The sequence below is a fragment of the Spirochaetota bacterium genome (genome assembly GCA_034190085.1).
In the GTDB taxonomy this organism is placed as follows: Bacteria; Spirochaetota; UBA4802; order UBA4802; family JAFGDQ01; genus JAXHTS01.
Genome location: JAXHTS010000055.1, coordinates 34,079 through 46,827, shown reverse-complemented (window position 1 = coordinate 46,827; position 12,749 = coordinate 34,079). Strand labels below are relative to the sequence as shown.

The 12,749-nt window shown below is 38.6% G+C and carries 10 protein-coding genes; 7 read left to right on the top strand and 3 right to left on the bottom strand.

The genetic code is table 11. From position 1 onward, the window contains the following. The first annotated feature begins 409 nt into the window (after positions 1-409). The 7 genes from SVZ03_11160 to SVZ03_11130 all read left to right on the top strand — a co-directional run bounded on the left by SVZ03_11160 (position 410) and on the right by SVZ03_11130 (position 8,190). Positions 410-604 carry a hypothetical protein gene (locus tag SVZ03_11160; protein MDY6934761.1) on the top strand — a complete coding sequence of 65 codons (195 nt, stop codon included), beginning with the start codon at positions 410-412 and terminating at the stop codon, positions 602-604. Between the two features lie 326 nt (positions 605-930). After that, the gene (locus tag SVZ03_11155; GenBank protein ID MDY6934760.1) at positions 931-1,692 is read left to right on the top strand and encodes a hypothetical protein; all 762 of its coding nucleotides are present in this window, start codon (positions 931-933) and stop codon (positions 1,690-1,692) included. Positions 1,693-1,727: 35 nt separating this feature from the next. Further along, entirely contained in the window at positions 1,728-2,240 is a 513-nt protein-coding gene (locus SVZ03_11150) for a DUF192 domain-containing protein (GenBank protein MDY6934759.1), read from the top strand. Beyond that, on the top strand, positions 2,221-3,363 hold the full coding sequence (hflX, locus tag SVZ03_11145; GenBank protein MDY6934758.1) for a GTPase HflX: 1,143 nt from the start codon (positions 2,221-2,223) through the stop codon (positions 3,361-3,363). Before SVZ03_11150 ends, hflX begins: the two co-directional genes overlap by 20 nt. A gap of 234 nt (positions 3,364-3,597) precedes the next feature. Further along, positions 3,598-3,822, top strand: coding sequence for an FmdB family zinc ribbon protein (locus SVZ03_11140; GenBank protein ID MDY6934757.1), 225 nt, complete (start codon positions 3,598-3,600; stop codon positions 3,820-3,822). A 500-nt stretch (positions 3,823-4,322) separates the two neighbouring features. Next, entirely contained in the window at positions 4,323-5,777 is a 1,455-nt protein-coding gene (locus SVZ03_11135; protein MDY6934756.1) for a hypothetical protein, read from the top strand. Positions 5,778-6,072: 295 nt separating this feature from the next. Next, entirely contained in the window at positions 6,073-8,190 is a 2,118-nt protein-coding gene (locus SVZ03_11130) for a cytochrome c3 family protein (protein MDY6934755.1), read from the top strand. 143 nt (positions 8,191-8,333) lie between these two features. Here the strand turns inward: SVZ03_11130 and SVZ03_11125 are convergent, their stop codons facing one another. The 3 genes from SVZ03_11125 to SVZ03_11115 all read right to left on the bottom strand — a co-directional run bounded on the left by SVZ03_11125 (position 8,334) and on the right by SVZ03_11115 (position 12,392). Beyond that, entirely contained in the window at positions 8,334-9,629 is a 1,296-nt protein-coding gene (locus SVZ03_11125; protein MDY6934754.1) for a CoA transferase, read from the bottom strand. Positions 9,630-9,808: 179 nt separating this feature from the next. Further along, positions 9,809-11,029, bottom strand: a complete 1,221-nt coding sequence (locus SVZ03_11120; GenBank protein ID MDY6934753.1) for a CoA transferase — start codon at positions 11,027-11,029, stop codon at positions 9,809-9,811. 85 nt (positions 11,030-11,114) lie between these two features. Beyond that, positions 11,115-12,392, bottom strand: coding sequence for a CoA transferase (locus SVZ03_11115; protein MDY6934752.1), 1,278 nt, complete (start codon positions 12,390-12,392; stop codon positions 11,115-11,117). Positions 12,393-12,749: the final 357 nt, after the last annotated feature.

The following is a 12,749-nucleotide window of genomic DNA, read 5'->3' as shown; positions in this document are numbered from 1 at the left end:
TATTGTAAAACTATCAGAATAACCTATCTTTACCCCTTTTCAAAGAAGAAGGGGGAGAGTGACTAGTCATAAAGGAAATTGTTGATAACCACTATTATTATCATAGATAATGGGAATTAGGTATTGTTGATTGGATATTTATAGTTGTAAAATGTTGAAGATGCAAAATTGATTAGCTTTTATAAAACATTGAATGTTATATATTTGATATATCAATATTTGTCAAATAAAATTTATTAAAGTTTTAAAAACCATCCTAACTGCTCATCAAGTTAGGGATTGAGATGGGTTAATTTTTATCATTCATAGAAGTCATTCACCTGTATGTACAGGGGCAGGTTTTGAGAATGCTTAAATCGCATAATGATTCTATTTAATAAAGACTCCTACATACCCAGGGGGGACAGTGGTGTCTCCACTGCGAATACAGGAACCTCATAACGCAGGCATGAGAGTGTGGATAACTGTATTTATTGTCTACTTTTTCAGCAGTCACAAACCATTGTTTAGTGATTATTCAGACCCTTCGTTGTCCAACTTCCTTTCCGCTAGGTATAAACTCTCTCAGAAGATTACACATGCCACTACCTTTTCATTTGTATGATTTTTACCATTTTGCTATCAGTAAATTTGACATATAGATGTAGCTTTTCAGTTAAATTGGAAATTTTTCCATCAATAATGTGATTCTCACCGTCAATACTGATGATTATATATTTTATAAGATTTAATCATCTAATCTTGAGATTTTTTTATTTCAGATGAAAAAAAATCCGATAATATATATAAGCCTTGCACATCAATCTCCGAGAAGGCAAGTTTTAATATCTTTTGTTTGATTTGTGAAAAGATCATCTTCTCTCAGCCAATGTTGAGGGAAGAGGGATCTATTCTTCTTTCCAATACAATATCAGAGATGGTTCGGTATACATGAAATCAAGACCAATGAATATGAAGAAACCTATTTTATATTTATTATCAATCATTATATTCATTTGTTCCAGTATTTCCCTTGATGCATCATATATAAGAAACACTAGAGTCATTGATACACCCACTGCCTATACAATTGACAGGGGAACCTATCAGGTATCCTTTCTTGGGTATGATAATGGCGGGGTTGAATTAAAGACATTTATTGGCATTCATGATAATATCTTCTTTGGGGTTTCTCTGGATATACAAAACGCCATAGGCAAGGATAATGCTGAGCCGAATGTTCCAGGAGTGATTGCTAAACTGAAAATATCAGATGGGTGGGAACCCTTTCCTGTTTCTTTTGCAATAGGTTACGATTCCTTTTATATTGGAAGGGAAGGGAAGACTACTAACTACCAGAACGAGTTGAATAGAATGATATATGGCCCATACTTTGTAATAACAAAACCCATTTACCTGCTATTTGATGAACAGCATATTCATTTTGGGATGAGGGTGCCTACACAACCCGATTATATTCCTGAAAACTCATCATATTATATTTCGATTGACATTCCACTGGGGGAATCTATTATTTTCAAATCAGAGGGCGAGAGAATATACTATGATTTCTCAAGGCCTGATGAATGGTTATTGAATATTGGTTTAAGATATACATATCTCAATCACCTTGGAATTGAGTTTGCTATATTGCTGCAAAAGCAGGACCGCGCTAACAGGATCATTAAGATTGAGTATAATGATGAATTCTAAATATCTCCAATTCACATGAATGTCAATATTTAAGGATGAAATTTTTAGTATATCCTCACTGCATTCCAGAGAGACCTCGATTATCGTTAAAATCCTTCATTAAAATAGTTTATTTGACGTTTTTTGTGCTTTTTTTATCTAATAGCACAATCGCTCAGCAAAATAGGTTTTGTAATATCTCAATAATCAATAATAATAACGAGCCTGTATTTTTAAGGGTTGAGATTGCTGATTCATTTGAAAGCAGAAAAAGGGGTTTAATGTTTCGCAAAATGCTCAAAAAGAATAGCGGCATGTTGTTTGTTTTCAGAAAAGAAGAAAAACGCAACTTTTGGATGAAGGATACATTTATACCACTTGATATAGCATTTATAAACCGTTATGGTGTTATAAATGAGATATACTATATGAAACCATTGGATACTTCGATCATTTATCCCTCCCTTTTGCCCGCGCAATATGTCTTGGAGGTAAATAAGGGCTGGTTTAGTGAGAATAAAATTACTGTAGGTTGTAAGTTGATATTGAATGGATGCATCGGTAAATAGAATTCCGTCATCTGTTGACGAAAAGGCCTTTCTAATAGGCATAGTGACAGATGGTCAGGATATTAAGGCTGTTGAGGATTCCCTTGCAGAACTTGATCTCCTAGTGTCTACTGCTGGAGCGGTTATTATTGAATCAACAATTATTAAGAGGAAGAAAATTGATCCTGCCCATATCATTGGCAAGGGGTATCTTGACAAGCTTAAGGATATTGTAATCAGGGAGGGAATACGCCTGATTGTATTCGATTTGAATAAAATAAGGCCTGCTCAGGTTAGAAATCTTGAGGAATTGCTGAAATGCAGGATTATAGGAAGGACTGAGGTGATATTGGATATATTTGCTCAGAGGGCGAGAAGCGCTGAGGCAAAAATACAGGTTGAATTGGCACAGTTGAAGTATATTCTACCAAGAATAAAGGGACTTGGCGGCGCCTTGTCCAGACTGGGTGGAGGAATCGGAACTAGAGGCCCTGGCGAAAAGATGATTGAAACTGATAGAAGGCATATACTGAGAAGAATATCAAAGTTGGATAGGGAATTAAGAAAGATAGCTGAACATAGAAGCCTTATCCGAAAATCAAGATCCAGTGAAATATTGGGGGCAGTAGTTGGATATACCAATGCAGGCAAATCCACTTTGATAAATGTACTTGCCAAGGATGATCTATTTGTTGAAAATAGGCTCTTTGCAACATTGGACGCCTTCACAAGAACGGTATTCCTTGATCATGGGAAAAAGATATTGCTCACAGATACTATTGGATTTATTCGAAATTTGCCAGCTAACCTGATAGAGTCATTCAAATCAACATTGGAAGAGATTCAAAATGCGGATTTCTTGATTCACCTGATCGATATAACTTCAAGAGACATAGAAAATAATATTAAAACTGTTGAGAACGAATTGTTGGCACTTGAATGCCTGAACAAGCCTAATATTATGTTTTTTAATAAGATAGATTCTCTACAAAATTGCGGTGTAAGGGAATTCATCATGAATAGGTACCCCTATCCCATAATTGGCTCCGCTATAAAAAGAATAGGAATTGATGAACTGAGAGAGCGATTTATTTTTATATATGATAGTATACACAAGAGCGCTCATAGAGCCGGTCGCTTTTAATCATTCTTTAAGATAATATCATATTCATTCCTATTGGTTCTTGTTTATTGAATTGAAAAAAGCTTGAAAAAATTGTAATTTTATCATAATAAAATAGTAACTCCATTTAATAGGACTATATCTTATAATATAGGAGTTTCTGAGGAATTCATCTTGTAGGTTAGATCTATTTTCTATCAATAAGTAAGTTAACAGAATGCTTATATTACTAAATCATAATTAAGCGGGGAATATATGCCAACATACGAATATATGTGTTCATCCTGTAATGGACGTTTTGACTTTTATCAGGGAATTAAGGACGATCCTCTTGAAGAGTGTCCTGACTGCAATGGTATGATTAAGCGGTTGATTACCGGCGGATTGGGTTTTATGACTAAGGGTGGAGACACATCCTTTGGTGATAGCTCCTGTTCAGGGGGCTCCTCATGTAATTCATGTACGAAATGTGGAAAATAATTTTCTGAATTATGCCTTTCAGGGGAGGTAATGCCCCTCTACTTCAAGGCTGGAGAAAGATATAGTACACTTTCTTCAATTTGATCGAAAAATACAATAATACACCTCAATTTTAATCCAATATTGTGTAGATTTCCATTAAATACTAAGGGAAGTGCCATAATCGCCGTTAAAGGGGGGGATGATGGCGCTATTTGAGAAGTTTCATTATTACTATCTACACAATTTTTTGAATAGCCACAAATAGAATTATATAAACTATAAGCTTTTAGTTCTCTATGACAAAGTTCATCTTAAACAGTTTATGTGAAGCTGGATGAGGATGTATATTTATGTTTTTCATTAATTTATAAAATTAGATTGACGTATGTTTGTGCTATTAATTATCTTGTTAACAATGAGTCACGTCAATGTTAGCTCTGAAATTATAAATTATTTCAATAAATTATAAATAATAACCAAGGTAACCTTCACTCTAAATTTTATATCAGGTGAGAGAAATGAGAGATAGAATAACCCTTCCATCATGGATTAATTTAGTGCAAATTAATAATAAATTAATCCTGTGTAATCTATTGAAATTTCGATGCAGTAACAATAACCTTAAAAAATATTTTTTATTATCTATCTATTGCTTCTTTAGCAGAGCATCAATTTATACTGCAATTTTTATAATATCTGCTTACATCCTTATCGGGTGTCAGACTGAATCTCTTCCGGATGGATTAGATGGAAGTCGTTACCATACTTCAATGGAATGGGGAGGTGAAGATTCTGTGCATGGTGAAAAGTTCAATGAAAATCCCTACAATTGCATATCCTGTCATGGGGAGGATTTTGATGGTGGTCAATCAGGGGTGTCATGCATAGACTGTCATCACCCATGGGGAATGCCTAGCGATCCCCAGCATGGAGACGAGTTTATAGATAAATCGATGGTTTGTTTTGGATGTCATGGGCAAGACCTGAAGGGGGGGATCATTAAGCTACCCTGTCTCTCCTGTCATCATGGTGAAGGGAATAGCAATTGGTTAGAGGAGCATGGAGATGATTATTCAGCAGAAGGAGATGTATGTGATGGCTGTCACGGTAGTGATATTATTGGAGGGCCAGTAAAATTTTCCTGCTTGTCCTGTCATCACTCAGACTGGAGTAATGATACAACGGAGCATGGTAAGGCTTTTACAGAGAATCCTGACAGTTGCAAGGATTGTCATGGGGAAGATTTTGGGCTAAGGCCTGGCGATTCAGAACATTCGTGTTTATATTGTCATCATGTCTGGGGTGATCCTGAAGACCCACAGCATGGTGTTGAATATATACAGAAGCATGAGGTCTGCATGGCATGTCATGGCAGTGGTCTGAATGGAGGTTTAGCGCAAGTCTCTTGTACTATTTGTCATCATCATAACGACTGGGATGGGACAACTCATGGCGTTAAATATTTACAGGACTCTGGTATCTGCCAGGGCTGTCATGGACAGGATCTAAAGGGAGGCTCGGTGAATGAATCTTGTGCTCCCTGTCATCATAGCGGTTGGGAAGGCACTCATGGGGAGGCTTTTGCGGATAATCCTGACAATTGTAAGGAGTGTCACGGCAATGACCTGAATGGAGGCGACACATTAGTCTCATGTACATTTTGTCACCATCATAACGACTGGGATGGGACAACTCATGGTGTTAAATACCCTCAGGAGTCAAGAATCTGCAAGGGTTGTCATGGACAGGATCTTGATGGAGGGCTTGTCAACAAATCTTGTGATGTAATCGGTTGTCATCATGAGGAGCCTGGGGGTGGATGGCAGCATGGAGGGTTTCATATATCTCCGGATACTTGTAGAACATGCCACGGTGAAAACCTGGATGGAGGTAATACACTAATTGAATGTGCCACTTGTCATCCTGATGCTGATGATTTCGAGTGTATTGATTGCCATGATGATATTTTATAATGATCACTTTACCTTTCTATATCAAATATTAGCATAGTATCGTTCATCCCTAATCCAAAGCGGTAAGGCAAATCGAAGCATCTGATGATAGTTATTCCCTTTAGAATTAAAAAATATTGCTCAAAATACCATTAAACTTCATAATACTATTCGAATTACCTTTTCTTGTCCATAAAGCAACTTCTATATTTGACTTCCACCATTTTTATGCTTATTTTAACATGGTGCTTTAATATTGCCATGCCAGATATTGATCAGGAGGAATTTCAATTCCATTAGTATAGGAAGGGTAATCATGAGAAGAATCAACATAATTAAATGTGAAAAAAATGAAATGATTCATTCAACTATTACTAAAGCCTTCCTTTCCTTGGTATTTTGCATAACTATATTCATCGGGTGTACAGAATCTCTGCCAGATGGATTGATAGAAGATCATTATCATTCAGAGATTGAGTGGATGAGCGATAATCCTCAACACGACGATATGTTTGTGTTGAATTCAGAAAATTGTATGGCTTGTCACGGCGATGATTTGAATGGAGGACAATCAGGTGTTTCCTGTGTATCATGTCATCACGATTGGGGGGCGCCTGAAAATCCACAACATGGAAGCGGGTTTATTGAAAATCCAAGCACTTGCATGGGATGTCATGGACAGGATCTTGAGGGTGGTCTTGTAGAGGCAGCTTGTTTTTCATGTCATCACGGTGCAGGAAGCGATAATTGGATGGAGGAGCATGGAAGTGAGTCGATTTCAAGTCTTAACACATGCAATGGTTGTCACAATAGTGAGATAAATGACAATTCTGCAGTCATCTCATGTACAGAGTGTCATCATGATTGGAATGGTCCTCATAATGAGGCATTTAACGAAAATCCAGAATCCTGCAAAGGGTGTCATGGTGGATCAATTGAATCATGCGCGGATTGTCATCATGCTGGATGGACAGGTTCGCATGGTGATGCTTATGCTGGAGATCCCAATAACTGCAAAGAGTGTCACGGCGAGGATTTGAACGGCAAGGGTGATCAGGATAGAGATTGCGGCATTTGCCATCATGAGGAGGCTGGAGGTGGATGGCAGCATGGAGCATCACATACTCTGCCTAATGATTGTGCCGGATGCCATGGCGAGGATTTTACAGGGAGCAATACACTTGTATCCTGTTTCTCCTGTCATAGTGATATCAGCGCCTTTAACTGTTCAGATTGTCATAATGATATTGCCGGATATACTACTTCCGCTCATGGAAACACCGATGATTATGGAATAAATAGATCGAGTACAGGCTATGATAGAGGGGATTGTCTTCATTGTCACGACCTTGCCGCTGATCCTGCAAATGAATTCATGCTATTTGCGCCTATGAACGGGAGCAGCCAGACTGAAAATTTCTGCTTTCATTGTCATAGGGATACAGGAGATAGCCCGGTTCAAGCGGGTATGGTAAAGCAGTACAGCTATAGCTATCGAGCGGGAGGCTGGACGGATGATACTGTAGATGACGTAAAGGAGGCCTTTTCGAATACTTCATCGCACAATCTTAACGATATACTCACCTTTATTACAGGAAAATGGGGATTCACGGCCGATTCTAATCCCTGTGACGCATGTCACAATCCACACGCAGCGCAAAGGGATCCGCACGCTGACGGTGTCAGAGGCTGGCCCATGACATTGCCAAGCAATCATGGCAGTTCGGTTGTTGGTGAGATATTGTGGGGTGACGATGCGGGTGAGAGAATGAGCGGTTATACGGACTACTATCAGGCTCCTTATCTTTTCGGTGGAGGGGATTATGAACCGGATGGCTCTGGCACAACAGACGGCTCAAACCTGACAGACTATGCGACACTCTGTCAGGATTGTCATGTGACTGATATGAGTGTGCCCCCGTATAATCTTTTAAACACACCCATTGATTGGGCAACCTCCGGAGGCGAGTCGGGTGGAGATAAGCACGGTATAAATCCTGCCACTAACTCGATGGCTGCTGACTTACTTGAACCGTATCAAAGCCGCCCCTGGACAGCTTCAGGACTTGTTCTTTCCTGTACCGATTGCCACGAACCACATGGATCATCCAGCGATATGTTGATCAGAGGTGAAGTTAATGGGGCGGTGGTTGGCCCTATTACGATAGGATCTCCTAAGGACTTGCAGCCACTGTGCCAAAAGTGTCACCAACAATCACTCTGGAGTATCCATCACAGCAATGGCGGCCTTGATGATGCTCCATATGATACTTCACCATGTAATAATTCAAATTGTCATAACACAGACACAGGGAATACTAATATCCCATGTAGCAAGTGTCATTTCCATGGCGGGGATGATAGCTGGCTGATCGATCCATCCAGCGGTGTGGTAAATGGCAGCAACTATGTGACTGGTAGGCGTACATTCTGACTCTGGTGGCGACTTTTTGCTTTAGCTTAGGGTTAAATCTATCGCTTCAATTACAGAAGATTATTCTAATTGAAGCGATAGATGAGTAGTCTCGTGAAGTGGGGAAGAATTGATAAGTGCTGAGGATGAATGTTAATTATGCCTTAAAGCTTAATATCCGTTGTCTCTGAAATGTTGAATGCCTTCTGAGTCTCCTCAGCATCACCTCCGTATAGACGTTCCTCTAACCTCGGAATAGCCGCTTCATTCTCTTCTGCTATTTTTTTTATTTGCTCATCAGAGTAATTCAACAGATCCCTTAATATTATATCTGCGTGTTGGTTCAGATCCGGTGGTGGATCCGGTTCTCCCTCTATTATCGATTGTCCTGATCTATTTGACATCCTAAATAATGAGCCTACTGTCTTATACCTTTCTTCACCCATTGCTATTTCAATAATCATTTTATTTTGCTGTACCTGTGGATCATTAAGGATTTGCTCGTAATTTAGCACAGGCCCGCAGGCTATATCATTCTCATCACGAAGGATTTTTAACCATTCTTCTGTTGTCCTTTTACGAAGAGCCTCCTCAAAGCATTTATCGAGCTCATCTTTATTAGCTAGCCTGTCTATAATATTTTTAAATCGCGGATCATCAATTACCCACTCAAGATCAATAAGCCGTAAGACTTTATCCTGATCAATTGATGCCAATGTTATGTAACCATCTTTTGTGTCGTAAATCCCATATCCAGCGCTGATTGTATGCCTTCGGCCCTGAAATCCTGGCTCATTACCCGTAAGAAAATAGTTTTGAAACATGACCTGCTGCATCACTAACAGGCCATCCAATAGATTTACATTTAACTCCATACCCTTTCCATCATTGTTTCTCTTAATCAGGGCAGCCAATACAGACATTGTGCCGCATATGCCGCCCATCATATCGGCCAGCGCTATGCCGCCTGGTATTAATGGGCCTTCGCCGGGTTCACCGGAGATACTCAATATCCCGCTATGTCCACATGCGATAATATCGAATGCTGGATAGCCTATATATGGTCCTGTGTCCCCATATCCAGATATATTACAGCGGATAATCCTTGGATTTATTTTTGAGAGTGTCTCAAAGTCAGTTCCCTGTCTTTTGGGAACATCAGCTCGGTAGTTGGAATAGACAACATCAGCTTTTTTTACAAGATCATAAAAGGTCTTTTTCCCAATTTCTCCCTTTAGGTCCAATGCTAAACCCTTCTTGTTTCGATTAAGCCCTATCATATAATAATGGGTAACCGATACCTTTGGATTGCCCAGTCTCATAAGTTCACCTGTAGGAGGTTCCAACTTGATAATTTCAGCTCCAAGGTCACCCAAAAGCATTGTTCCGAATGGTCCAGCATGTGCCTGGGTCATATCTATGATTCTTATGCCATTTAACGGTCCCTTTGTAATTGACATATGCAATACTCCTTAAAATAATTGAACATTTACAATATGTTGGATAAAAATACCCACATACCTGATTATTAATGAAGAGAAATCATAAATCAATGGTATAGATGTCAATCTCTTCATTATAAACAAGTATAGGAGAGCCAATCATTCTATAATAAATTAATGAGTTTACATTCATTATCTTATTTTTTTCTGGATTGTAATCTAGGAATCGCTGCTTCGTTTTCAGCCTTAATCTCCTTTATCAAATCATCAGAATACCCCAGGATGTTTTTCAGTATCTCTTCTGTGTGTTCCCCCAGATCAGGAGCCGTTTCAGGCTCGCCTTGAATCACACCTGGCATCTTAAAAAATGTGCCTATGGTTTTATATTTTTCACCCTTGATTTCCATCTCCTTTATCATATTATTGTGCGAAACCTGAGGGTCATTGGCAACCTGCTCGTAATTTAATACCGGTCCAGAGGCAATGTCATTTTCATCGCGGAAAATTTTAACCCACTCAGCTGTTGTCTTTTTGCGTATCGCCTCTTCAAAGAGTGGTGTAAATTCCTGTCCGTTTAATATTCTGTTAACCGTATTGTTGAACTTAGGATCTTCTAACATCCATTCTAGACCTGCAAGCCTTAATAATAGACTTTCATCGCTGGGACCTATTGTTAAATAACCATCACTTGTCTCAAAAACACCATATGTAGGCAACATAGTATGCCTTCTGCCCTGAAAAGATGGAACCTGATTAAATGAAAAATAGTGTTGAAAAATAGCCTTTTGCATGAGTAAAAGCGAATCCAAAAGATTAACCTCAACCCTTAGTCCCTCTTTATCCTTAGCTCTATTGATTAAAGCTGCTAATACGGACATTACCCCATATATTCCTCCCATCATATCAGCCATTGCAATGCCCCCAGGTATAACCGGTTTATTTACCTTAGGATCACCTGAGATGCTCAGTATCCCGCTATGACCGCATGCAATGATGTCATAGGATGGATAACCTATATAGGGGCCAGTAGGGCCATACCCCGATATATTGCAGCGGATTATGTTGGGATTTATTTCTTCAAGTGTGTCGAAATCAGAACCCTGTCTTTTAGGGACATCAGCCCTGAAGTTGGAATAAACAACATCAGATTTTTTTACCAGATCATAAAATGCCTGTTTGCCATGTTTACTTCCAAGATCCAATACAAGGCTCTTCTTGTTTCGATTCAGGGATAAGATGTAGTAGTTTAGTATTGTTACCTTTGGATCACCCATACGAAGCATATCACCAATTGGTGACTCTAACTTAATAATTTCTGCACCCAGATCCCCCAGAAGCATAGTGCCAAATGGGCCTGCATGAGCCTGACTCATATCAATAATTCTAATACCGCTTAATGGTCCTTTCGTTATCGCCATATATAATCCTCCTCTTCCTTTATAAATGTGTTAATTTCACATAATTAGCTTTTGAATAATCAGCTATGCATATATAATTATATGTCTATTCATTATTTTCAGCCAAATCATCTTCATGAGCCATATCTATTTTGTATTGACGCTCTTTTATCTTAGACATGGTTGCTTCATTTTCTGCCTTAACCTCGTTTATCTGCTCAGCCGAATAATCCAAAACATTCTTTAAAATCTCATCTATATGTTCGTTTAAATCAGGCGGTGGTTCTGGATCTCCAGCTATTAGAGATTCTCCTGCTTTATTGAAAAATCTAAATAACGATCCGATGGTTTTGTATTTTTCGCCCTTAAGTTCCATCTCAATGATCATTTCGTTTTCCATAACCTGTGGATCCTTGAGAATCTGTTCAAAATTCAGCACTGGTCCACATGCAATATCATTCTCATCACGTAGGATCTTAAGCCACTCATCTGTCGTCTTCTTGATAAGAGCATCCTCAAAACACTTATCAAGTTCATCTTTATTGGTAAGCCTATCGATAATATTTTTAAATCTTGGATCTTCAATTACCCATTCAAGACCGATAAGCTTTAATACCTTATCCTGATCAAGTGAGGCTAATGTAATATATCCATCCTTTGTGTTATATATTCCATATCCAGCCCCTACTGTATGCCTTCGGCCCTGAAAACCTGGCTCATTCCCCATTAGAAAATAGTTTTGAAACATAACCTGCTGCATGACTAAAAGCCCATCCAATAGGTTTACATTTAATTCCATACCCTTTCCGTCATTATTTCTCTTAACCAGAGCAGCTAATATAGACAAGGTTCCGCATATTCCTCCCATCATATCAGCCAGAGCTATGCCGCCGGGTATTAATGGGCCCTCTCCAGGCTCGCCAGATACACTCAGTATCCCGCTATGCCCACAGGCGATAATATCATAGGCCGGATAACCGATGTAAGGGCCTGTGTCTCCATACCCGGAGATGTTGCAGCGAATAATCCTTGGATTTATTTTTGAGAGAGTCTCAAAGTCAGTACCCTGTCTTTTGGGAACATCGGCGCGATAGTTGGAAAATACAATATCAGATTCTTTGACTAGTTCATAAAATGTCTTTTTGCCCAATTCGCCCTTTAAGTTTAGGGCTAAACCCTTCTTATTCCTATTAAGACCTATCATGTAATAGTGTGAAATAGTAACCTCCGGATTACCCATTCTCATAAGCTCTCCGGGAGGTGGTTCTAATTTAATAATTTCAGCCCCCAAATCGCCTAACAGCATGGTTCCAAATGGTCCAGCATGAGCCTGAGTTAAATCCAGTACGCGAATGCCATTTAATGGCCCTTTTGTAATTGGCATAATAATTACCCCTTTTCCTTAATTTTTTTCATATCCTCTTAATATTTCATGGTATACTTACCCATACCATAAAAAATATCATCTTTATTACATATACACTATATGCATTAAATTATTGGGTTGTTGATTGCCGCAGTGTCTAATTGGAATTGTATAAAAATTGATAATAGATTAAATCAACATACTTGATAATACTAGAGGATACGCAATTTCATAAAATAATCTAATAAACAGTTTTACATTTACTAATTGTTATACTACAATAGATATCCAACAATCATTGCATACATTACAATAGAACTTTATAGTATTGAAAACAGGGCTATCCATTTATATTTATCAGATAGCTGTACGTAA

Coding starts and splice junctions, on each gene's coding strand:
- SVZ03_11155 (MDY6934760.1), top strand. CDS start 931: ATGAAATCAAGACCAATGAATATGAAGAAACCTATTTTATATTTATTA.
- SVZ03_11150 (MDY6934759.1), top strand. CDS start 1,728: ATGAAATTTTTAGTATATCCTCACTGCATTCCAGAGAGACCTCGATTA.
- hflX (MDY6934758.1), top strand. CDS start 2,221: ATGGATGCATCGGTAAATAGAATTCCGTCATCTGTTGACGAAAAGGCC.
- SVZ03_11140 (MDY6934757.1), top strand. CDS start 3,598: ATGCCAACATACGAATATATGTGTTCATCCTGTAATGGACGTTTTGAC.
- SVZ03_11135 (MDY6934756.1), top strand. CDS start 4,323: ATGAGAGATAGAATAACCCTTCCATCATGGATTAATTTAGTGCAAATT.
- SVZ03_11130 (MDY6934755.1), top strand. CDS start 6,073: ATGAGAAGAATCAACATAATTAAATGTGAAAAAAATGAAATGATTCAT.
- SVZ03_11125 (MDY6934754.1), bottom strand. CDS start 9,629: ATGTCAATTACAAAGGGACCGTTAAATGGCATAAGAATCATAGATATG.
- SVZ03_11120 (MDY6934753.1), bottom strand. CDS start 11,029: ATGGCGATAACGAAAGGACCATTAAGCGGTATTAGAATTATTGATATG.
- SVZ03_11115 (MDY6934752.1), bottom strand. CDS start 12,392: ATGCCAATTACAAAAGGGCCATTAAATGGCATTCGCGTACTGGATTTA.